21 protein-coding genes are annotated in these 21,067 nt (G+C 58.5%); 2 read left to right on the forward strand and 19 right to left on the reverse strand.

From position 1 onward, the window contains the following. The 9 genes from ERD80_RS02395 to yceD form a co-directional block, all read right to left on the reverse strand. The coding region (locus ERD80_RS02395) for an aminotransferase class IV (protein ID WP_211145556.1) at nt 1-362 on the reverse strand (362 nt) is incomplete at its 3' end. A 123-nt stretch (nt 363-485) separates the two neighbouring features. Beyond that, nucleotides 486-1,727 carry a beta-ketoacyl-ACP synthase II gene (gene fabF / locus ERD80_RS02400; protein ID WP_031279267.1) on the reverse strand — a complete coding sequence of 414 codons (1,242 nt, stop codon included), beginning with the start codon at nt 1,725-1,727 and terminating at the stop codon, nt 486-488. Nucleotides 1,728-1,812: 85 nt separating this feature from the next. Further along, complete coding sequence (acpP, locus tag ERD80_RS02405; protein WP_010617251.1) at nt 1,813-2,049, reverse strand: acyl carrier protein; 237 nt, start codon at nt 2,047-2,049, stop codon at nt 1,813-1,815. A 153-nt stretch (nt 2,050-2,202) separates the two neighbouring features. Continuing rightward, a complete protein-coding gene (fabG, locus tag ERD80_RS02410; protein WP_021506405.1) occupies nt 2,203-2,937 on the reverse strand; it encodes a 3-oxoacyl-ACP reductase FabG in 735 nt (244 codons plus the stop codon). A 10-nt stretch (nt 2,938-2,947) separates the two neighbouring features. Next, nucleotides 2,948-3,880: an ACP S-malonyltransferase gene (gene fabD / locus ERD80_RS02415; protein WP_059010440.1), complete on the reverse strand. Its 933-nt coding sequence runs from the start codon at nt 3,878-3,880 to the stop codon at nt 2,948-2,950. Between the two features lie 16 nt (nt 3,881-3,896). Next, nucleotides 3,897-4,850 (reverse strand): beta-ketoacyl-ACP synthase III, encoded by a 954-nt coding sequence (locus tag ERD80_RS02420; protein WP_021506407.1) that lies wholly within the window; start codon nt 4,848-4,850, stop codon nt 3,897-3,899. Next, nucleotides 4,851-5,891 (reverse strand): phosphate acyltransferase PlsX, encoded by a 1,041-nt coding sequence (gene plsX / locus ERD80_RS02425; protein ID WP_058759470.1) that lies wholly within the window; start codon nt 5,889-5,891, stop codon nt 4,851-4,853. A 27-nt stretch (nt 5,892-5,918) separates the two neighbouring features. Next, nucleotides 5,919-6,089, reverse strand: a complete 171-nt coding sequence (rpmF, locus tag ERD80_RS02430) for a 50S ribosomal protein L32 (protein ID WP_016192161.1) — start codon at nt 6,087-6,089, stop codon at nt 5,919-5,921. Between the two features lie 14 nt (nt 6,090-6,103). Next, complete coding sequence (yceD, locus tag ERD80_RS02435; protein WP_021506409.1) at nt 6,104-6,625, reverse strand: 23S rRNA accumulation protein YceD; 522 nt, start codon at nt 6,623-6,625, stop codon at nt 6,104-6,106. 140 nt (nt 6,626-6,765) lie between these two features. On the opposite strand from yceD, the gene ERD80_RS02440 reads away from it, so the two are divergent. After that, nucleotides 6,766-7,350: a nucleoside triphosphate pyrophosphatase gene (locus ERD80_RS02440; protein ID WP_136545650.1), complete on the forward strand. Its 585-nt coding sequence runs from the start codon at nt 6,766-6,768 to the stop codon at nt 7,348-7,350. 10 nt (nt 7,351-7,360) lie between these two features. Here ERD80_RS02440 and rluC read toward each other — a convergent pair whose 3' ends face one another. After that, nucleotides 7,361-8,320, reverse strand: a complete 960-nt coding sequence (gene rluC, locus ERD80_RS02445) for a 23S rRNA pseudouridine(955/2504/2580) synthase RluC (protein ID WP_021506411.1) — start codon at nt 8,318-8,320, stop codon at nt 7,361-7,363. Nucleotides 8,321-8,893: 573 nt separating this feature from the next. Between rluC and rne the strand changes: the two genes are divergently transcribed. After that, complete coding sequence (rne, locus tag ERD80_RS02455; RefSeq protein ID WP_136545651.1) at nt 8,894-12,172, forward strand: ribonuclease E; 3,279 nt, start codon at nt 8,894-8,896, stop codon at nt 12,170-12,172. A 182-nt stretch (nt 12,173-12,354) separates the two neighbouring features. Here rne and flgL read toward each other — a convergent pair whose 3' ends face one another. The 9 genes from flgL to ERD80_RS02500 all read right to left on the reverse strand — a co-directional run. Further along, the gene (gene flgL / locus ERD80_RS02460; protein WP_059010446.1) at nt 12,355-13,320 is read right to left on the reverse strand and encodes a flagellar hook-associated protein FlgL; all 966 of its coding nucleotides are present in this window, start codon (nt 13,318-13,320) and stop codon (nt 12,355-12,357) included. A gap of 17 nt (nt 13,321-13,337) precedes the next feature. Further along, entirely contained in the window at nt 13,338-14,981 is a 1,644-nt protein-coding gene (gene flgK / locus ERD80_RS02465) for a flagellar hook-associated protein FlgK (protein ID WP_021506414.1), read from the reverse strand. Between the two features lie 116 nt (nt 14,982-15,097). Then, a complete protein-coding gene (gene flgJ, locus ERD80_RS02470; RefSeq protein ID WP_021506415.1) occupies nt 15,098-16,039 on the reverse strand; it encodes a flagellar assembly peptidoglycan hydrolase FlgJ in 942 nt (313 codons plus the stop codon). Further along, nucleotides 16,039-17,088, reverse strand: a complete 1,050-nt coding sequence (locus ERD80_RS02475; RefSeq protein WP_230201060.1) for a flagellar basal body P-ring protein FlgI — start codon at nt 17,086-17,088, stop codon at nt 16,039-16,041. The genes flgJ and ERD80_RS02475 overlap by 1 nt, the downstream gene beginning before the upstream one ends. A gap of 69 nt (nt 17,089-17,157) precedes the next feature. Further along, entirely contained in the window at nt 17,158-17,868 is a 711-nt protein-coding gene (locus ERD80_RS02480; protein ID WP_021506417.1) for a flagellar basal body L-ring protein FlgH, read from the reverse strand. A gap of 62 nt (nt 17,869-17,930) precedes the next feature. Further along, a complete protein-coding gene (flgG, locus tag ERD80_RS02485; RefSeq protein WP_021506418.1) occupies nt 17,931-18,713 on the reverse strand; it encodes a flagellar basal-body rod protein FlgG in 783 nt (260 codons plus the stop codon). Nucleotides 18,714-18,730: 17 nt separating this feature from the next. Then, complete coding sequence (locus ERD80_RS02490; protein ID WP_058759464.1) at nt 18,731-19,489, reverse strand: flagellar basal body rod protein FlgF; 759 nt, start codon at nt 19,487-19,489, stop codon at nt 18,731-18,733. Nucleotides 19,490-19,509: 20 nt separating this feature from the next. Beyond that, nucleotides 19,510-20,712, reverse strand: a complete 1,203-nt coding sequence (gene flgE, locus ERD80_RS02495; protein ID WP_021506420.1) for a flagellar hook protein FlgE — start codon at nt 20,710-20,712, stop codon at nt 19,510-19,512. A gap of 25 nt (nt 20,713-20,737) precedes the next feature. Continuing rightward, on the reverse strand, nt 20,738-21,067 hold a 330-nt coding region (locus tag ERD80_RS02500), incomplete at its 5' end, for a FlgD immunoglobulin-like domain containing protein (RefSeq protein WP_282183357.1).

Here is a 21,067-nt window from a genome sequence, read left to right on the forward strand (position 1 = left end):
CGCGCGCCCTGCTGCTGCAGCGTGGCGTAGTGCTGTGGCCAGGGTGCGAGCGCGATGATACGCGTGGGGTGCGTGCAGCCGGCGCGACTGTAGCCGCGTCCGCCCGCCCCCGGCGTCAGGATCACTTTGAGCACTGCTTCGCGCTGGTCCGCCGCCGCGCGGTGCATCTCTTCCGCCAGTAAGGCGCGGTCCGGCGCGGCCATCAGCAAACGCTGGCAGCCGTCCTGCAGACGCTGCAGATGCGCCTCCAGCAGCTGGATACGGCCCTCTCTGACTGCCGCGGTGGTGAAACAGCCGTCGCCGAACTGCACCGCGCGGTCGCGGGCAGAAAGGGTGTCCTGTGCCACTCCGTTAATCCACATGCGCTTCTCCTCTGCCGCTGGCGTCAGCGTTGAATAGCACTGTGGCGCGTAACATTCCACGCCACTGCGTGACAAAATATAAAAAAGGCCCGCATTGCGGGCCTCTGTTCGGCTGGATAGCGCTTATACCTTGCGGAAGATCAGCGAGCCGTTGGTGCCGCCGAATCCAAAGGAGTTACACAGCGTGTACTCCAGTCCGCTGACCTGGCGCGCCGTGTGCGGCACGAAGTCCAGATCGCAACCTTCGTCAGGATTGTCGAGGTTTATGGTGGGCGGAACCGCCTGGTCGCGCAGCGCCAGAATCGAATAAATCGCTTCTACCGCGCCCGCCGCACCCAGCAGGTGACCGGTCATCGACTTGGTCGAGCTGACCATCACGCTGTGCGCTGACGCACCAAACACCGACTTCACCGCCTGCGCTTCTGCTTTGTCACCGGCCGGCGTTGAGGTGCCGTGCGCGTTAACATAGCCAATCTGCGCCGGATCCAGCTGCGCGTCACGCAGCGCGTTGACCATCGCTGCGGCTGCACCTGAACCGTCTTCCGGTGGTGATGTCATGTGGTAAGCGTCGCTGCTCATGCCGAAACCAACGATTTCCGCATAAATCTTCGCACCGCGTTTTTTCGCGTGTTCGTACTCTTCCAGCACCACGATACCGGCACCGTCGCCCAGCACGAAACCGTCACGATCTTTATCCCACGGACGGCTCGCCGCCTGCGGATTGTCGTTACGGGTAGAGAGCGCACGCGCCGCACCGAAACCGCCCACGCCCAGTGGCGTACTGGCTTTCTCAGCACCGCCGGCCAGCATCACATCTGCGTCGTTATACGCGATGATGCGCGCCGCATGACCAATATTGTGCACGCCGGAAGTACAGGCGGTCGCAATCGAGATGCTCGGACCTTTCAGGCCGTACATGATGGTCAGGTGGCCAGCGACCATGTTAACGATGGTTGAAGGCACGAAGAATGGACTGATTTTGCGCGGACCGCCATTGACCAGCGAGGTATGGTTATCTTCGATCAAACCCAGACCGCCGATGCCGGAACCGATAGCCGCACCGATGCGTCCGGCATTCTCGTCGGTTACGACCAGACCGGAGTCCGCCATAGCCTGAATACCGGCCACAATGCCGTACTGGATGAAGTCATCCATCTTGCGTTGATCTTTGCGCGAGATGTATTCATCGCAGTTAAAATCTTTCACCAGACCCGCAAAACGCGTTGCGTAGGCACTGGTATCAAAATGGTCGATCAGGTTAATGCCGCTCTGACCGGCAAGGAGAGCACGCCAGGTAGACTCTACGGTATTGCCGACAGGAGACAACATGCCAAGACCGGTCACAACTACACGACGCTTAGACACGTTCGTCCTCCAGGGAGGGAAATAATGACGCTATGTGGGGCAAACATAAAACTCAGGCGGTCGAATGACCGCCTGAAGATATTCATTAACCTTTATGGTTATTGATATAGTCGATCGCTGCCTGAACGGTAGTGATTTTCTCAGCTTCTTCGTCTGGAATTTCAGTATCAAACTCTTCTTCCAGAGCCATTACCAGCTCAACGGTGTCAAGAGAATCTGCACCCAGGTCTTCAACGAAAGAAGCGCCGTTAACCACTTCGTCTTCTTTAACGCCCAGCTGCTCAGCTACGATTTTCTTAACGCGTTGTTCGATATCGCTCATACTATTTAATTTCCTATCAAAACTCGCTTTCGCGATGGTTTTCGTAGTGTATAAAATGTTGAAAAAGATGCAACAAAATCCCGGCTGGTCGAACCACGATTTTGCGTTATTCTGCGGTGTTTACCGCAGATAATGCAAATGATTTCGTGATTATCAGACCATGTACATGCCGCCATTGACGTGCAGCGTCTCACCCGTGATGTAGGCGGCTTCGTCAGAGGCTAAGAATGCAACAGCATTGGCAATCTCCTGCGGGTCGCCTAAACGACCTGCCGGCACTTCTGCCAGAATGCCCGAGCGCTGATCTTCGTTCAGTGCACGCGTCATGTCCGTCTCAATAAAGCCCGGAGCCACGACGTTTACGGTAATGCCACGTGACGCAACTTCTCGCGCCAGTGATTTGCTAAAGCCAATCAAACCTGCTTTTGCTGCCGCATAGTTTGCCTGACCCGCGTTACCCATGGTTCCAACTACCGAACCGATGGTAATGATACGGCCCACGCGCTTTTTCATCATGGCACGCATGACCGCCTTCGACAGGCGGAACACCGATGTCAGGTTGGTATCGAGGATATCCGCCCACTCATCGTCTTTCATGCGCATCAGCAGATTGTCACGCGTAATGCCTGCATTATTGACCAAAATGTCAACTTCGCCAAATTCGGCGCGAACTTTCTCGAGCACGCTCTCAATAGAGGCCGCATCGGTCACGTTCAGCAGCAGACCTTTGCCCTTGTCGCCGAGGTAAGCACTGATGGCTTCCGCGCCGCTTTCGCTGGTGGCAGTACCCACCACTTTTGCACCGCGTGCCGCCAGCGTTTCCGCGATGGCACGTCCGATACCGCGGCTGGCGCCGGTCACCAGCGCTACTTTACCTTCAAAGCTCATGATTTTCCTCTTATTCCTGGCCAGGCGCCGCAGCCAGTGACGATGGATCGTTCACCGCTGCAGCCGTCAGGCTGTCCACAATTCGTTTGGTCAGGCCGGTCAGCACTTTACCCGGACCAATTTCCAGCAGTTCAGTCACGCCCTGTGCAGCAATAAACTCAACCGCCTCAGTCCAGCGCACCGGGCTGTACAGCTGACGCACCAGCGCGCTGCGAATCGCCGCGGCGTCGCTTTCGCACTTAACGTCAACGTTATTGACCACCGGTACCGACGGCGCATTGAAGGTCACGCTTTCCAGCGCCACCGCCAGCTTATCCGCCGCAGGTTTCATCAGCGCGCAGTGTGACGGCACGCTGACCGGCAGCGGCAGCGCGCGCTTGGCGCCGGCCGCTTTACAGGCGGCACCGGCACGTTCAACCGCTTCTTTATTGCCGGCGATAACCACCTGACCCGGCGAGTTGAAGTTGACCGGCGAAACCACCTGGCCCTGCGCGCTCTCTTCACAGGCTTTGCGAATTGCCGCGTCGTCGAGACCGATAATCGCCTGCATGGCGCCCGTGCCTTCCGGCACCGCTTCCTGCATCAGTTTGCCACGCAGTTCAACCAGCTTAATGGCGTCAGCAAAGTTCAGCACGCCCGCACACACCAGCGCAGAGTATTCACCGAGGCTGTGTCCGGCCATCAGCGCAGGCTGTGCGCCATTTTTGCTCTGCCAGACGCGATAAATCGCGACCGAAGCTGCCAGCAGTGCCGGCTGGGTCTGCCAGGTTTTGTTCAGCTCTTCAGCCGGGCCCTGCTGGACCAGCTGCCATAAGTCGTAACCCAGCGCGTCAGAAGCTTCACGGAAAGTGGCTTCAACCTGTGGATTTTCCGCTGCCAGATCGGCCAGCATGCCGACGGTCTGCGATCCCTGTCCCGGGAAAACAAAAGCAATTTGCGTCATCTTGCGTTCCTGTCAATCAAAAGCGAACCAGCGCCGAGCCCCAGGTGAAACCGCCACCAAAGGCCTCGAGCAAAATCAGGTGTCCGGGCTTGATGCGGCCATCACGTACCGCTTCGTCCAGCGCGCTTGGCACCGACGCTGCCGAGGTGTTGCCGTGTCGATCCAGCGTCACCACCACTTTATCCATGCCCATGCCGAGCTTTTTGGCGGTGGCGCTGATGATGCGCAGGTTGGCCTGATGCGGCACCAGCCAGTCAAGCTGTTCACGATCGAGATTATTCGCCTGCAGCGTTTCATCGACGATATGCGCCAGCTCAGTGACCGCGACCTTAAACACTTCGTTGCCGGCCATGGTGAGGTAAGCCGGCTCATCCTGATGCGCGCGATCCTGGTACGGCAGCGTCAGCAGCTTACCGTAGCGGCCATCGGCATGCAGATGCGTGGAGAGAATGCCCGCTTCTTCGCTTGCGCCGAGCACCACGGCACCCGCGCCATCACCAAACAGGATGATGGTGCCGCGATCGTCAGGATCGAGGGTGCGAGCCAGCACATCCGCGCCGATCACCAGCGCGTGCTTCACCGCACCGTTTTTGATGTATTGATCGGCCACGCTCAGTGCATAGGTAAAACCGGCACAGGCAGCTGCGAGATCGAAGGCGGCGCAGTCGTTGATTTCCAGCATCTGCTGAATCATGCACGCTGAGCTCGGGAAGGCGTGGCTGGAAGAAGTAGTTGCCACGATGATCAGGCCAACGTCGCTGGCTGCCACGCCCGCCATCTCCAGCGCACGCTGGGCAGCGGTGAAGCCCATGCTGGCTACCGTTTCATCCGGTGCCGCAATGCGACGTTCACGAATACCGGTCCGGGTGACAATCCACTCGTCCGAAGTCTCCACCATTTTTTCCAGGTCCGCGTTGCTGCGAACCTGCTCAGGCAAATAGCTGCCCGTACCGATAATTTTGGTAAACATCTACGCTTTGTCACTCCTGGCTAATACAGCGTCAAGGCGCGCGGCAATTCTCTCGGGAACTTGCTTGCGCACCGCCTGCTCTGCCTGTTCTATCGCCACGGCAAACGCGCGTTGATTCGCCGCGCCGTGGCTCTTGATCACTGTCCCGCGCAATCCTAACAGACAAGCGCCATTGTACTGGTCGGGGTTGAGATGACCGAAACGTTTAGCCAGACGCTTTTGGATCCAGCGTCCCAGCCATTTCAGCCACCAGGCCCGTTTTTTTCCTTCACCTGACGATTTGAGCAGAGAAAGAAACATTCTTACCACGCCTTCCATGGTCTTCAACGTGACATTACCCACGAAGCCATCACAGACCAGCACATCCGTCTTGCCGGTGAGGAGATCGTTCCCCTCAAGGTAACCAATATAGTTGATCTGCGGCGAGGCCCGCAGCACCGCCGATGCGGCGCGGATCGTCTCCAGCCCCTTCGTCTCTTCCTGACCGATGTTGAGCAGCGCGACGCGCGGCTGGCTGATTTCCAGCACCTCTTCCGCCATCACCGCACCCATCACAGCAAACTGCACCAGCATTTCACTGTCGGAATCGACGTTAGCGCCCAGATCCAGCACCACCGTTTTGCCGTGCTGCTGATGCGGCAGCACGGTCATCAACGCCGGACGCTCAATGCCATCCAGCGGCTTGAGTAATAATTTTGCCAGGCCCATCAGCGCACCAGTATTGCCGGCACTGACGCACGCCTGCGCTTTCCCCTCTTTCACCAGCTCTAATGCCACGCGCATGGAGCTGCCGCGGCTGTTACGAATCGCCTGCGAGGGTTTGGCATCACTTGCAATAACCGATTCGGCAGGGATTACCTGCACACGCCCCAGTAACGAGGAATCCGCTTTGGCAAGAAATGACGAGATGATGTCGGGATCGCCGACCAGAAGAAGAACCAGCTGCGAATGAGAGGCCAGTGCCTGCAAGGCTGCAGGCACTGTCACGCAGGGACCGAAGTCCCCGCCCATGGCATCAACTGCCAGGGTCAAACGTGTCAAGGTATCGCCTTGCGTAACCGCAAAGAATTACTTGGTGATAACCTTGCGACCGCGGTAGTAACCATCCGCAGTGATATGGTGACGCAGATGAGTTTCACCAGAAACTTTATCTACTGACAGAGTGGTAGTGGTCAGCGCATCGTGCGAACGACGCATACCACGCTTAGAACGGGTTGGTTTATTCTGTTGTACGGCCATGGACCTTACTCCTATTACTTACGCTTTAAACTGGCTAATACGGCAAATGGGTTTGGTTTTTCCACCTCTTCAGGCAGCTGGCCAAAGACCATGTCCGCGTCGGACACTTCACAGTGTTCAGAATCATGCACCGGAACGACCGGCAGCGCGAGGATGAGTTCATCTTCGATCACCGCCAGCAGGTCGATTTCACCGAAATCGTTGACATCGACCGGCTCGTAGGCTTCCGGCAGTGCCTCGGCCTGCTCATCAGAAGAGACAGGACTGAAGCAATAGCTTACGTGCACAGCATGCGGGAACGGTTGGTTGCAGCGTTGACATAACAACGTTACCTGCACATCGGCTGTTCCTTGCAGAACCGCGAGGCGCTGGTTGTCAACCGCAAACGACATGGCACATTCCACATCACTGTCCACACTCACGACCGTTTCGGCCAGGCGCGCCACCAATTCAGGTGCGTAAACACCGTGATAATCCAGGCGTTTTTGCGCGGCGCGGACCGGATCGAGCGTCAGGGGTAATTTTACCTTTTGCATAGGGCGCGCATATTAACTTTGTAACGTCATAGAGTCAAAGAAAAAGGCCGGTTTACAGCATCTTTCACCCGTTAGTCGCATCCAGTGCGGCGCATAGTTTAAAATGCCTGTCATCTTTACGCTATCACTTCTGCAAAAAAATGATGACACCGCTGGTTTTAGCCTCAACCTCTCCGTTCCGTCAGGCGCTGCTGCGCAAGCTCGGCCTGCCGTTTATCACTGCCGCCCCTGAAAGTGATGAAACGCCGCTGCCGGGAGAAGCCGCGCCGCAGCTGGTGCAGCGTCTGGCCATTGCCAAAGCGCAGGCACTGGCCGCGCGCTATCCTGCGCGCTGGATCATTGGGTCCGATCAGGTCTGTGTACTGGATGGCCGCATCGCCGGCAAGCCGCATACCACCGAGAACGCCTGCCAGCAGCTGGCGCTGGCGAGCGGCAAAGCCATTACCTTTTACACCGGCCTGGCGCTGATTCACCCCGCCAGCGCGCAGCAGCATGTGCTGTGTGAACCCTTTACCGTGCATTTTCGGCAACTGAGCGCGGCAGAGATTGCGCGCTACGTCGAGTTGGAGCAGCCGCTGCAGTGCGCCGGCAGTTTCAAAAGTGAGGGACTGGGGATTTGTCTGTTCGAACGGCTGGAGGGGCGCGATCCCAATAGCCTGATTGGCTTACCGCTGATCGCGCTGAATGGCCTGTTAAGGCAGGCAGGCATCAATCCGCTGGGCTGATGCCACGCTGTCAGGCTTTTTTCTGCTGGCGCAGCTGGGACAGGCAGTGCTTCAGTGCCTTATCCAGCGGCGCTTCCATACGCAGGCTTTCGCCGGTGTTGGGATGGGTAAACGTCAGCGCGGCAGCATGCAGGAACAGCCGCGCCAGACCGGTTGGTGCCAGCTGGCGATCGAATTCGCGATCGCCATAGCGATCGTCAAAAGCAATCGGGTGCCCGCCATGCAGGGTATGCACGCGAATCTGATGCGTACGTCCGGTCACCGGACTGGCTTTAACTAAAGTTGCCAGGCCAAAACGTTCTTCAACTTTAAAGCGCGTTTCTGAGGGCTTGCCCTCGGCGCTGACCCGCACCACGCGCTCGCCGCTTTGCAGAATGTTTTTCAGCAGCGGTGCCTGCACCACTTTCAGGTGCGATGGCCAGTCGCCGCGCACCAGCGCCAGATAATCCTTCTGCATGCCCTTCTCACGCAGCTGCTCGTGCAGTGAACGCAGCGCCGAGCGCTTCTTCGCCACCAGCAAAATGCCGGACGTGTCACGATCGAGACGGTGCACCAGTTCAAGGAAACGCGCCTCCGGGCGCAGCGCGCGCAGCCCTTCAATCACGCCGAAGCTCAGCCCGCTGCCGCCGTGCACCGCGGTGCCGGACGGTTTGTTCAGCACCAGCAGATAATCGTCTTCATACAGAATGCACGACTCCAGCGCCGCCACTTTATCCAGCTTGGGCGATACCGCCTGCTCTTCACGCTCGGCCACGCGCACCGGCGGCACACGCACTTCGTCGCCGTCTTCCAGCTTATATTCAGGTTTTACGCGCTTCTTATTCACCCGCACCTCGCCTTTACGCAGGATGCGGTAAATCATGCTTTTCGGCACCCCTTTCAGCTGGGTGCGCAAAAAGTTATCAATACGTTGACCGGCATTTTCAGCCGTGATGGCGACAAACTGTACGCCGGGATTCTCTGTTTTCATGGCGGCGATTCTAAATAGTGTCCCCGGATAGCGCCACCCCTTTTTCTGTGCTTAACTCTGACTTTATCGCCGCGTTACGCGGCCAGAATGCTGGCTTTTTCAACGATGCGATGATTACCCCTGCAAATGAACAGGTTAAGGATGAACAAACTTCACAGCTCGGTAAAAGTCGCCTTGCTATAAGTTGCTAAGCAATGGAATAATGCAGAGGTTTCTGTCCTGGAAAGAGTCAGGCAGGAAAAAGAGCGAAATTAAGGTATTTTGCCGGATGAAACGGACACGCAGCAATGGCGTAAGACGTGATGTTTAATCAGGCACTTAGCGGGCTGCGGGTTGCGGCCTGGACGACAGACTGGGATGTGTGGATTTTTGAATACTCTGTAGCACTTCCACCTTCAGGCGCTGGTTTTCCTTATGAAAAACAGGCCACCGACAAGATTTGCGCCCCTTTAGCCGCCGACAACCGTGAGGTTGACGTCAGTGCATGCAGACACGGGGCCATCGGTTGATTCTCGTCCAGGGTAACGATGCCCGCAGCTTTATCACTCATGTGAGAATAACGAGTAAGTCACGATGAAAAGAATGTTAATCAACGCAACTCAGCAGGAGGAGTTGCGCGTTGCCCTTGTTGACGGACAACGTCTGTACGATCTGGATATCGAAAGCCCCGGACACGAGCAGAAAAAAGCCAACATCTACAAAGGTAAAATCACCCGTATTGAACCCAGCCTCGAAGCTGCGTTTGTTGATTACGGTGCCGAGCGTCACGGTTTCCTCCCTCTGAAAGAAATTTCCCGCGAATACTTCCCTGCTAATTACAACGCGCATGGCCGTCCGAACATCAAAGATGTGCTGCGTGAAGGCCAGGAAGTGATCGTACAAATCGATAAAGAGGAGCGCGGAAATAAAGGGGCAGCACTGACCACCTTTATTTCGCTGGCCGGTAGCTATCTGGTGCTGATGCCCAACAACCCGCGCGCTGGCGGCATTTCCCGCCGTATCGAAGGTGACGACCGAACCGAGCTGAAAGAGGCGCTGTCAGCGCTGGAGCTGCCGGACGGCATGGGCCTGATCGTGCGTACCGCTGGCGTCGGCAAATCTGCCGAATCGCTGCAGTGGGACCTCAGCTTCCGTCTGAAGCACTGGGAAGCCATCAAAAAAGCCGCAGACAGCCGCCCGGCACCGTTCCTGATTCATCAGGAAAGTAACGTGATTGTGCGCGCCTTCCGCGACTACCTGCGTCAGGATATCGGTGAAATCCTTATCGATAACCCGAAAGTGCTGGAGCTGGCGCGTCAGCACATCGCCGCGCTCGGTCGTCCGGACTTCAGCAGCAAAATCAAACTGTACACCGGTGAAATTCCGCTGTTCAGCCATTACCAGATCGAATCGCAGATTGAATCGGCGTTCCAGCGCGAAGTGCGTCTGCCGTCCGGCGGTTCTATCGTTATCGACAGCACCGAAGCGCTGACCGCCATCGATATCAACTCCGCCCGCGCTACACGCGGTGGCGATATCGAAGAGACCGCCTTCAACACCAACCTGGAAGCCGCCGACGAGATTGCCCGTCAGCTGCGCCTGCGCGACCTCGGTGGTCTGATTGTTATCGACTTCATCGATATGACGCCTGTGCGCCATCAGCGCGCCGTGGAAAACCGTCTGCGTGAAGCGGTACGTCAGGATCGGGCGCGTATCCAGATCAGCCACATTTCACGCTTTGGTCTGCTGGAGATGTCGCGTCAGCGCCTCAGCCCGTCACTGGGTGAGTCCAGCCATCACGTCTGCCCGCGCTGTAGCGGTACCGGCACCATTCGTGATAACGAATCGCTGTCGCTGTCGATCCTGCGTCTGATTGAAGAAGAAGCGCTGAAAGACAACACCAAAGAAGTGCACGCCATTGTGCCGGTTCAGGTGGCCTCTTACCTGCTGAACGAAAAACGTGAAGCGGTCAGTGCGATTGAGAAACGTCAGGGCGGCGTGCGTGCCATCATCGTGCCAAACGATCAGATGGAAACGCCGCACTACTCGGTGCTGCGCGTGCGCAAAGGTGAAGAGACGCAAACCCTCTCCTATCACCTGCCGAAACTGCATGAAGCTGAGATGGCGCTGCCTTCGGAAGAAGAGCACGCTGAGCGTCGTCGTCCGGAGCAGCCTGCACTGGCCGCCTTCGTGATGCCGGATGCACCACCGGCTCCGGTTGAAGTGAGTGAAGAGAGCCAGCCGGCAGCGGTTGACGTCAAAGCCAAACCGGCGGTCGCAGCACCCGCGACGGTCAGCACCGGTTTTGTTGCGCGCCTGCTGGGTGGCCTGAAAAAACTGTTTGCTGGTGATGCACCCGCCGCGGCCCCTGCTGAAGAGAAGACCGAAGCGAAAACGGCTGACGGTGAGAATACGCAGCAGCGTGGTGAGCGTCGTAACAATCGCCGCAACAACAACAATCGCCGCGAGCGCACACCGCGCAACGGTGAGTATGCGCAGAGCCGTGAAGGCCGTGAGCCACGTGAAGCGCGCGAGCCGCGTGAACCCCGTGAGCCTCGTGAAGCACGCGAGCCACGCGATCAGGATAACCGCCGTAACAAGCGTCAGAATGACGCGCGCGGCGAGCGTCCGGCGCTGACTGAAGAGCAACTGCAGCAGCGTGATGAGCAGCAGCAACAGCGTCGCGAACAGCGTGCTGAGCGCCAGCGTCGTCGTCAGGAAGAGAAGCGTGCGCAGCAGGAACCGCAAGTTGCTGAGCAGGTGCCTGTTGTTGATAGCGTTGATGACAGCGTTGCGCAGGAAGACGAACGCGTTCAGGTTATGCCGCGTCGCAAACAGCGCCAGCTCAGTCAGCGCGTGCGCGTAGGTGACAACGCTGACGCGATGCCTGCTGAGCTGCCTGCCGCTGCCGTTACTGAAGCGGTGCAGGAAAACAGCCAGCGCGCCCAGCTGAAAGAGCAAGTTGAAACCGCTCAGGATGAGCAGGATGACAGCGAGAACCGTGACGGGGCCAACATGCCGCGCCGTTCACGTCGCTCACCGCGTCATCTGCGCGTCAGCGGTCAGCGTCGTCGTCGCTATCGTGACGAGCGTTACCCTACGCAGTCTGCGATGCCGCTGGAAACAGCAGCTGCCTCACCAGAGATGGCGTCAGGCAAAGTGTGGATCACCTATCCGGTCACGCAGACTCACGAGCACTTCACTTCTAACCAGGCGCTGAACGAAATGCCAGACTATGGCTATCAGGATGCCGCCCCGGCGGAAGAACTGCCTGTGGCTGTCGAAGCCGCTGCCGTGGCACAGCCCGAAACGCCAGCGCCAGAAGTGGTGCATCAGGCTGAACCGCAGGCGCACACTGAGGTGCCGGTGGTGAATACTGATGACCTGACGCCAGTGGCGGCACCGGTTGATCACCAGCCAGCAGTGATTTCCGCAGCCGATGAAGCAGTTGCACAGGAAACCGCAGCAGAAGCGCAACCGGCTGTTACGCCTGCCGAAGAGACGCCGCCAGTGGTTACCGAAGCGGTTAGCGCAGCGGAACAGGCTCCGATCGAGGTGTCACCCGCGGTTGAAGCGCAGGTAGAAGAAGTGCTGTCCGCGCCGGTAGCGGCCGAAGCACCAGTCGCGCCGGTCACCGAACCGCACGCACCGGTTGCCGCCCGTGATACCGGAGTCAGCAATGCTGAGACCCGCTTTAAGCATCACGCTACGGCGCCGATGACCAAAGCACCGGCACCGGCATGGGAACCTGAGCCCGTGCGTCACAGTGACTGGGTCCGTCCGGCCTTCAACTTCGAAGGACGCGGTTCAGCCGGTGGTCACAGCGCCACGCATCAGGCTACCGCACCGGCTACCCGTCCGGAAAGCGCGTAAGTCTCTGCTGTAGAGCGCTACCGTCTCCAAACCCCGGCTGGTCCGGGGTTTTTTATTGCCCGCATTCTCCCCTCCCCACCTGACTGAACACCCTGATTACAAGCCAAAAAAAATCCCACGGCCCTCGCAGGCAGTGGGAAAAACTAAGCGTACCCGGTTTAAGTACGCTCAAACAGTCAGGTTTATTTATTCATCTGGAACAGCGACATCTTCGACATATCGCTAAAGGTGGTGTACGACGCCTGCAGCAGCTGCTGCTGCATGGTGTAGGTAGAAATGGCTTCGGTGTAATCGACGTTAACCAGCGTGCTCATCTGATCTTTCAGCGTCACCTTGCGGTCGTCACCTTTTGCATCCAGCGTATCCAGTTCGTCCAGCTGGGTACCAATCTCAGAACGCACCGCCAGCACGTTGTTCAGCGAGTTGCTGAAGCCACGGTTGGCCTTGTCCATCGCCGCGCTGAAGGTCTGTTTAGTGGCATCGTCAGCATCATTCTGCGGCACTTTCAGCGCCGCAATGGCGTCATCCAGCATATCGAACAGGTTAGTCTGGCTGGCGCTGCCATCCGGCTCCGGCTTGGCGTTGCTGGTCAGCTGGTCAAAAATTGAATTACCGGTATGGCCCACCGTCATGGTGCGTTCGCTGTCGACTTTCTGGGTGATCGCGTCGCTGCCACCGCTATAGATGATTTTACCGCTGGCATCTTCGGTGAACGGCGGCTTGTCGGACGCATAGCCGGCAAACAGGTAGCGGCCGTTCCCGTCTTTGCTGTTGGCCAGGTTGAGCAGCTGCGAGCGAATGCCCTCCAGCTGGGTAGCATAAGACGCGCGGTCATCGTCACTCAGCGAGCCGTTACCGGCGCTGATCAGCGTGGATTGCGCCGACTGAATCGCCGTCGTGACATCACTCAGCGTGCTCTCTTCCAGCGACAGTCCCTGATTCGCAAACGAACGCGCCAGCGCGAACTGACTGTCGCGCGCCTGCGTCTGCGACAGCACCACGGCGCGCGAAGCGGCGATCGGATCGTCAGACGGATTGGTCACGCGGCGACCGGTTGACAGTTGTTCACCCGCTTTCAGCCAGGAGGATTGCGCGTCAGTGACGCCGCGCACCTGCTGGTCGAAAATCATATTGGTACTGAGTCTCATCGGTCAGGCCTCCCGTATTAACCGCGAATGCTCATCAGAGCATCGAAAATGGTATTGGCGGTTTGCAGTACCTGCGCGTTCGCCATGTAAAATTGCTGATATTTGCTCAGGTTGGCGTACTCTTCGTCGAGGTTTACGCCAGAAACCGACTGCTGACGTTCAGTCAGCTGCGTCACCACGCCCTTCTGGGTGGTGGCGGCGGTTTCGAGGTTTTTGGTTTTGTTGCCGACGGTGCTCACCAGGCTGGCATAACCCTGCGCCAGCGTGGCGTTACCGTTAATCAGTTTGGCATCCTGCAGGTCCAGCAGCTTTTGCGCGTTACGGTTATCGCTGGCGCCACCCGCAGCCGAAGCTGCCGCGATCTGCGATTCACTGGTGATAGCCACTGACATGCCGCTAATCACATCCTGCACCGGTTTGACCAGGAAGCTGTCTTTGGCGTTAGCCGTTCCGTTTACCGTTAATGACAGTCCGTCAAAGCTCATGGTGGTATTGCCGGCACCGTCGCTGCCCATGGTCGGCGTCACTTTCACGTTGTCCGAAAGACGCGTCACCGACCAGTTGCTGCCGTCATAGCTCACGCTGTAGTTAGAGGCTTTCATCGCCCCGGTATCGGTCCAGCTGGCACTGACGGTAGCGGCAGAGGTGTTTTTGCTGTTGGTCACCACTGTCGGGCTACCAATATTGAAGAAGTTGATGCCGGTGTTGCCTTTGCTGTCATAGCCCTGGCTGTGCACCTGGTTGAAGCTGGTGGTGAATGCCGCTGCCAGCTGTCCGAGCTGGTTCTGCGCGTTATCCAGATCCTGGGTACGGAACGCCAGCAGGCCCCCGAGCGAACCGGTGGTCAGCGTTTTTTCCGGGATCTCAACGTTACCGGCCTGCTTATCGACATAGCCCACGGTAATGCGCGACGCATCGCTGCTGGAAGGCATGGCGATCAGCGAGGTGGTTTTGCTGCCGTTGACCAGCGTGGTGTTGCCCATCGAGACGATGTAGTTACCGTCCTGCTGCGAAACGTTCACGCCGACCAGGCCATTCAGGTTATTGACCAGCTGATCGCGCTGATCGAGCAGGTCGTTAGGCGCAGAGCCGCCGCCGGTGGTCAGCTTGGCGATCTGCGTGTTGAGATCGGCAATCTGGCTGGAGTAGGTGTTGATCTGCTCGACGCTGGCTTTGATGTCCGTATTGACGCTGTTTTGCATGCTGGTCAGATACTGTGCGGTAGTCTGGAACTGGTTTACCAGTCCCTGCGCATAGCTCAGCATAGACTGGCGCGCAGAAGGATCGTCCGCGTTACTCACCACGTTCTGCACGTTAGTGAAAAAGCTCTGAATCGAGTCAGACAGGCTGGTGGTCGACGTCGACAACAGATCATCAATATTCGAAATCTGGTTGTACTGTGAATTGACCGCGCTGTAGTTGGCGCTGTTACCGCGCAGCTGGGCGGTAATAAACTCATCGTATTCACGCTGCACGCCGGTCACATTGACGCCGTTGCCATAATAGTTGCTGCCCTGCAGCGTACTGTTGGCCTGCGACAGCAAAATCGTCTGGCGCGAATAACCGGCCACGGTGTAATTACTGATGTTGTTACTGGTGGTGCTTAATGCGGCCTGTGCGGCGCTCAGCCCGCTCATCGCGGAGTTAATTATGCTGGACATCTCGGTTCCTTTTTCCCGTTAACCGGGCTGGCAGTCATCAGTGCGATTGCGCGGGCCACAACGCCCGCGGCATGTGAAGGTTATCGGCGTGCTTAAGCGAAACTTGAGCGGAAAAATCAGAACAGGTCGGTGAAATCCTGGCTGTAAGCCTTAACCACTTTTTCGCCCATGTTTTTGAATTGCTGGATCATTCCTACCAGTTTCTGCGCATATTTCGGGTCAGTCGCGTAACCGGCCGCCTGCAGCGCGCGCGCACCCTGCTCGGCGCTCGGTGCGTTCGCCACCGCCGCATAACGTGGGTTACTGGAAATCAACCGCACGTAGTCGCTGAGCGCTTCGAAATAGGAGCCATAAACGCGGAAGGTGGCGCGCACTTTCTTCGCTTCACCGCCCTCGTATTCCGTGGTCATGATGTCGGTGGTTTCGCCCTTCCAGTCGCCGCTGGCTTTGATCCCGAACACGTTGTAGCTCGGCTTGCCGTCGCGCGTCAGGATCTGCCGCTGGCCCCAGCCGGACTCCAGTGCCGCCTGCGCCAGAATGAGATGGTGAGGAATGCCGCTCTGCTGGCTGGCCACTTTCGCCGGCTGCGCCAGCTGGGCGATAAACTCATTGCTGTCACCCGGCAGGCTGGCCGGCGAGACCGGCAGACGCGGCACCGCTTTGCGCACCATCTGCTCCAGCTGCGTGGGCGCCATGCTGCTATAGATGAAGCTGTTATCCAGTTTCATCGGCACGGTACCGGCGCTTTCGTCCGGTGCCTGCGCCGGCTGCATCTGTTTGACAATGGTGTCGGCCAGACCCAGTCCGCGCTTGCCGATTTCCTGCGCAATCTGCTGATCGTAAAGCGAGGTGTAAAGCCGCGTCTGATCGTTGCTCAGCATGCCATCCTGCGGCAGCGCTTCACGCATGCTCTTCAGCATCATCTGCACGAACATCCCTTCGACCTGCTTCGCCACCTGCAGCGCTTTGCCTTTCGGGTCCACGGCAGCCTGGCGTTTCAGTTCGTTCAGCGAGCGGCTGTCATACGCCGCGTTCATCAGCGATTGCGTATCGGTCATCAGATAATTTCCAGCTTCGCGCGCAGGCAGCCCGCGCTCTCCATCGATTGCAGAATCGACATCAGCTCAATCGGTGTCGCACCCAGCGCATTCAGCGCCCGCACTACGTTGTTCAGGTTGGCACTGGCGTTAACCCGCTGCAGCGCGCCACCGCTCTGACGCAGATCGATCTGCGTTTGCGTGGTGGCAACCGTCTGACCACCGGCAAACGGCGTATCCGGCTGGCTGACGTTCTGCTGCTGGTTAACCGTGACCGACAGGTTGCCCTGCGCCACCGCACAGGTGTTGAGCGTCACTTCGCGATTCATCACCACCGAACCGGTGCGCGAGTTAATGATCACTTTGGCGTCTTCCAGCGGCACCGACACGTCGATGTTCTGGATCTCCGCCAGCAGACGTACCTGCGAGCTGTTATTCGGCGACACGCGGATTTGCACGGTACGGGCGTCCAGCGGCAGCGCTGACCCCACGCCACGGCTGTTGATGGCATCAGCAATGCGCTGCGCCATGGTGAAATCTTCGTTGTTAAGCTGCAGGTTGATGGTGTTCTGGCTGCCGAAGTTGCTCTGCAGCTCACGTTCCACAGTGGCGCCACCGGTAATGCGGCCGCCGTTGAGCTGGTTAACCTGTACGCTGCTGCCGCCGGCCGAGGCGCCCGCCCCGCCGACCAGAATGTTACCCTGCGCCAGCGCGTAAACCTGGTTATCGACGCCCTTCAGCGGCGTCATCAGCAGCGTACCGCCGCGCAAGCTTTTGGCGTTACCCAGAGAGGACACCACCACGTCAACCGTCTGTCCCTGGCGGGCAAACGACGGCAGTTTGGCGGTGACCATCACCGCCGCCACGTTTTTCAGCTGCATGTTGGTGCCGGCAGGCACGGTGATGCCCAGCTGCGACAGCATGTTACTCACCGTTTGCGTGGTGAACGGCGTCTGGGTGGTCTGGTCACCGGTGCCGTCAAGGCCAACCACCAGACCGTAACCAATCAGCTGGTTATCGCGTACGCCCTGCACGCTGGTGAGATCGCGGATGCGGTCGGCCTGCGCCATCAGGCTGCTGATGCCGAGCAACAGGCCCAGGCCCAAACGCAGCAGTGTAGTGTTTTTCATCATGACCTCTTACATCGGCGAGACGTTCAGGAAGAAGCGCTGGAACCAGCCCATGGTCTGCGCCTCATTGATATAACCGTTACCGACGTACTCAATACGTGCATCGGCGACCTGCGTTGACAGCACCGCGTTGCTGGCGCTGATGGTGCGCGGGTTCACTACGCCAGAGAAGCGAATAAATTCGGTGCCCTGGTTGATTTCAATCTGTTTCTCGCCGACCACGCGCAGGTTGCCGTTCGACAGCACCTGGTTAACGGTGACGGTGATGGTGCCGGTAAAGGTATTGTTGGCGGTTGCGCCACCTTTGCCAGCGAAATCGTTTTTGCCGTTGGCATCGAGCGCGGCTTTTTCGCCGCCGGCGCCCACCAGTCCGGCCAGGCCGGTTGGGATGGCGCTCAGGCCAAAGCTGTTACTGCCGTCGCGGCTGGCATTGGCTGAAGAGCTTTTGCTGGCGCTGACGTTTTCCTGCAGCGTAATGGTCAGGGTGTCACCAATGTTACGTGGACGACGATCCTCGAATAGCGGCTGATAGCCGTAGTTGAGCGGCGCCACGCCCTGAAAAATGGAACCGTTCACCACCGGCGGTGCGGATGGTGTCGGCTCAGCCGTCGTCGCACCCTGTACCAGTGGCGTGCGCGGCACCAGCGCACAACCGTTAAGGGTCAGTAGCAGCGTGGCTACTAACCAATGCCCAGGCTTGAGAATCACTTGCTTCGCCACGGAGTTCTGACCTTTTTCATGTTCTTAATCGGGCCAGACGCGCTGGCCCAACGATCCCGGCATTACAGCTGGGTTAACTTCTGCAGCATCTGATCGGAGGTGCTGATCGCTTTGCTGTTGATCTCATAAGCGCGCTGCGTCTGGATCATGGTCACCAGCTCTTCCGCCACATTGACGTTGGAGGTTTCCACGTAACCCTGATACAGCAGACCGGCCCCGTTCTGGCCCGGCGTGCTTTCGGTTGGTGCGCCAGAAGCCTGGGTTTCCTGATAGAGGTTTTCCCCGACGCTATCCAGTCCGGCATCGTTCATGAAGGTGCTGAGCGTCAGCTGGCCAACCTGCGCCGGCTGCGTCTGCCCCTGCTGTGTCACCGTCACCACGCCGTCACGCGCAATGGTGATGCTGGTGGCGTTCGCCGGAATAGTGATGCCTGGCTGCACCGGGAAACCGGCGTTGGTCACCAGCTGGCCGTTCTGATCCACCTGGAAAGAGCCGTCGCGGGTATACGCAGAAGTGCCATCCGGCATCTGCACCTGGAAATAGCCCTGACCATTAATCGCCACATCTTTTGAGTTGCTGGTCTGCGACAGGTTGCCCTGGTTGTGCAGACGTTCGGTGGTCACCGGACGCACACCGGTACCGATCTGCAGGCCCGACGGCAGCGTGGTCTGTTCTGACGACTGCGCACCCGGCTGACGCAGGGTCTGGTACATCAGGTCTTCGAACACCGCGCGTGAACGCTTAAAGCCGTTAGTGCTGACGTTCGCCAGGTTGTTGGCGATGACGTCCATGTTGGTCTGCTGTGCGTCAAGACCGGTTTTCGCGATCCATAAAGAACGAATCATTGTGTTTTCCTTAAGCCTTAGCTGCTCATATTGAGCAGCTGATTAGCCCGCTGTTCGTTTTCATCGACGTTGGAGATCACTTTCATCTGCATCTCGAAACGTCGGGCGTTGGCGATCATGTCGACCATGGTTTCCACGGGCTTCACGTTGCTGCCCTCCAGCACGCCCGGCATCACCTGCACGGTCGCGTCATTCGGCAGCGCCGCGCCGCGCTGTGCCTGAGTGGCGGCGCTGGGACGGAACATGCCGTCATCACCGCGCGTCAGTTCCTGGCCTGTGGCACGTACCAGCTTCAGCCGTCCGAGCTGCACCGTGGCGTTCGGCGCGTCACCGGCGTTAAGCGCGGTGATGGAGCCGTCGGCGGCAATGGTCAGTTGCGCGCCCTGCGGCACGGCAATCGGACCGCCATCGCCCATCACGGGATTGCCCTGAATGGTCAGCTGGCCGGTCGGGCTGATCTGCATGTTACCGTTGCGGGTATAAGCTTCGCTGCCGTCAGCGGTACGCACCGCCAGCCAGCCATCCTGCTGCACCGCCACATCGAGCGGACGCTCGGTGTAATCGAGCGAGCCCTGCGACATATCGGCACCCGGCGTCGAAGCGGCGACCAGCGTACGTGTTGGCAGCGACCAGCCGTTGACCGGCACCGCGCGCAGCGCATTGAGCTGAGCACGAAAGCCCGGCGTCGAGGCGTTGGCGAGGTTGCTGGCGGTGACAGACTGTTGCTCCATCGTCTGACTGGCCGCGCCCATCGCGGTATATATTGCGTGATCCATAAAGCAATCCCGTTAGCGTATTAACGAAGGTTGACCAGGGTGTTAAGAATCTGGTCCTGCGTTTTGATGGTCTGGCTGTTGGCCTGGTAGTTACGCTGGGCAACGATCATATTCACCAGCTCTTTACTCAGGTCGACGTTGGACGCTTCCAGCGCGCCGGAGGTCAGGTTGCCGTAGGTACCGGTGCCAGCCAGACCGACTGCCGCCTGGCCCGAGGAGTTGGTTGCCGACCAGACGTTATCACCCTCAGACTTCAGCCCTTCCGGGTTAGAGAAACTCGCCAGCACAATCTGACCCAGCAGCTGGGTTTTCTGGTTGGAGTAAGTCCCGGTGATGGTGCCATCGTCGTTGATGGTGTAGCTGGTCAGATCGCCCGGTGCATAGCCATCCTGGGTTGGGTTACCGAAGTTGGTTTTGCCGGTGTTCTGCTGCAGGCTGCCGAGCACACTGAGGCTGACGGCCTGGTTGGCCGCGGCACCGTTCGCTCCCTGAATGGTCAGCGCGACGGTGCTGGCCGAGGTCAGGTTACCGCTGGTATCGAATACCATGTTGAAGTTACCGGCAGCCTGACCGGTGGTGGAATCAATCGCGTGCACCGTCCAGTTGTTGTCGGCCGTTTTGACGTAGTACAGATCCAGCGCGTGGTCGTTACCCTGCGAGTCGTACACGGTCACGGTGCTTTTGGCGTTGTAAGTATCCACGTTGGTCGCCGTGAACGCACCGCCGGTTGGCACCGCATCGGTTGAGTTCAGGTTGGATACCATAGTGGCGGTAGTGGTGGCGCGTGCCGACATCTGGGTGGTCGGAATGCTCAGCGCGACCGGGTTGGCACCGGCCTGAATGGTTGGCGGGGTGCCGTTAGCCGGATAGCCGGTTACGGTCAGGCCCTGGGTGTTCACCAGGTTACGGTTTTCGTCCAGCGTGAACTGGCCGTTACGCGAATAGAACACGCCGCCGCTGGCGTCGGTCAGACGGAAGAAACCGTTGCCGCTCAGCGCCACGTCCAGCCCACGGCTGGTAGAGGTGGTGGTGCCGTCGTTAAAGTTCTGTATCACCGCTGCGACTTTGGTACCCATACCGACGTTCGAACCGGCGAACATATCGGCAAACGCGATGGTGCTGGATTTAAAGCCGGCCGTCGCCGAGTTGGCGATGTTGTTACCAATAACGTCGAGGTTGCTGGAGGCAGCGCCCAGGCCGCTCACCGCTTGTGAAAATGACATGCTATTTCTCCTGCTAAGAGGTTAGTCAGAGAATCTGACGAATTTCATCGAGGGTCGCGGAGCCCATGGTGCCGAGATCCAGTTTTGCGGTGTTATTCACGGTGCTGACGCCGTTGACATAGGCGTAGTTCAGCGGCTGTGCCACCAGTTGGGTGCTGCCATTGCTGGCGGCGAGTGAAACCGTATATTTGCCGTCCGGTGCGGCGCTGCCATCGTCCATCTTGCCGTCCCACGAGAAGGTGTGAACGCCGGCGCTGAGACCGCCGAGATCGATGGAGCGCACTACGCTGCCGTTACCATCTTTGATGGTGACGCTGGTGGCAGTCGACGCGGTGCCCAGCTCCACGCCAAACGG

Source organism: Pantoea sp. R102 (assembly GCF_004916815.1).
In the GTDB taxonomy this organism is placed as follows: Bacteria; Pseudomonadota; Gammaproteobacteria; order Enterobacterales; family Enterobacteriaceae; genus Pantoea; species Pantoea dispersa.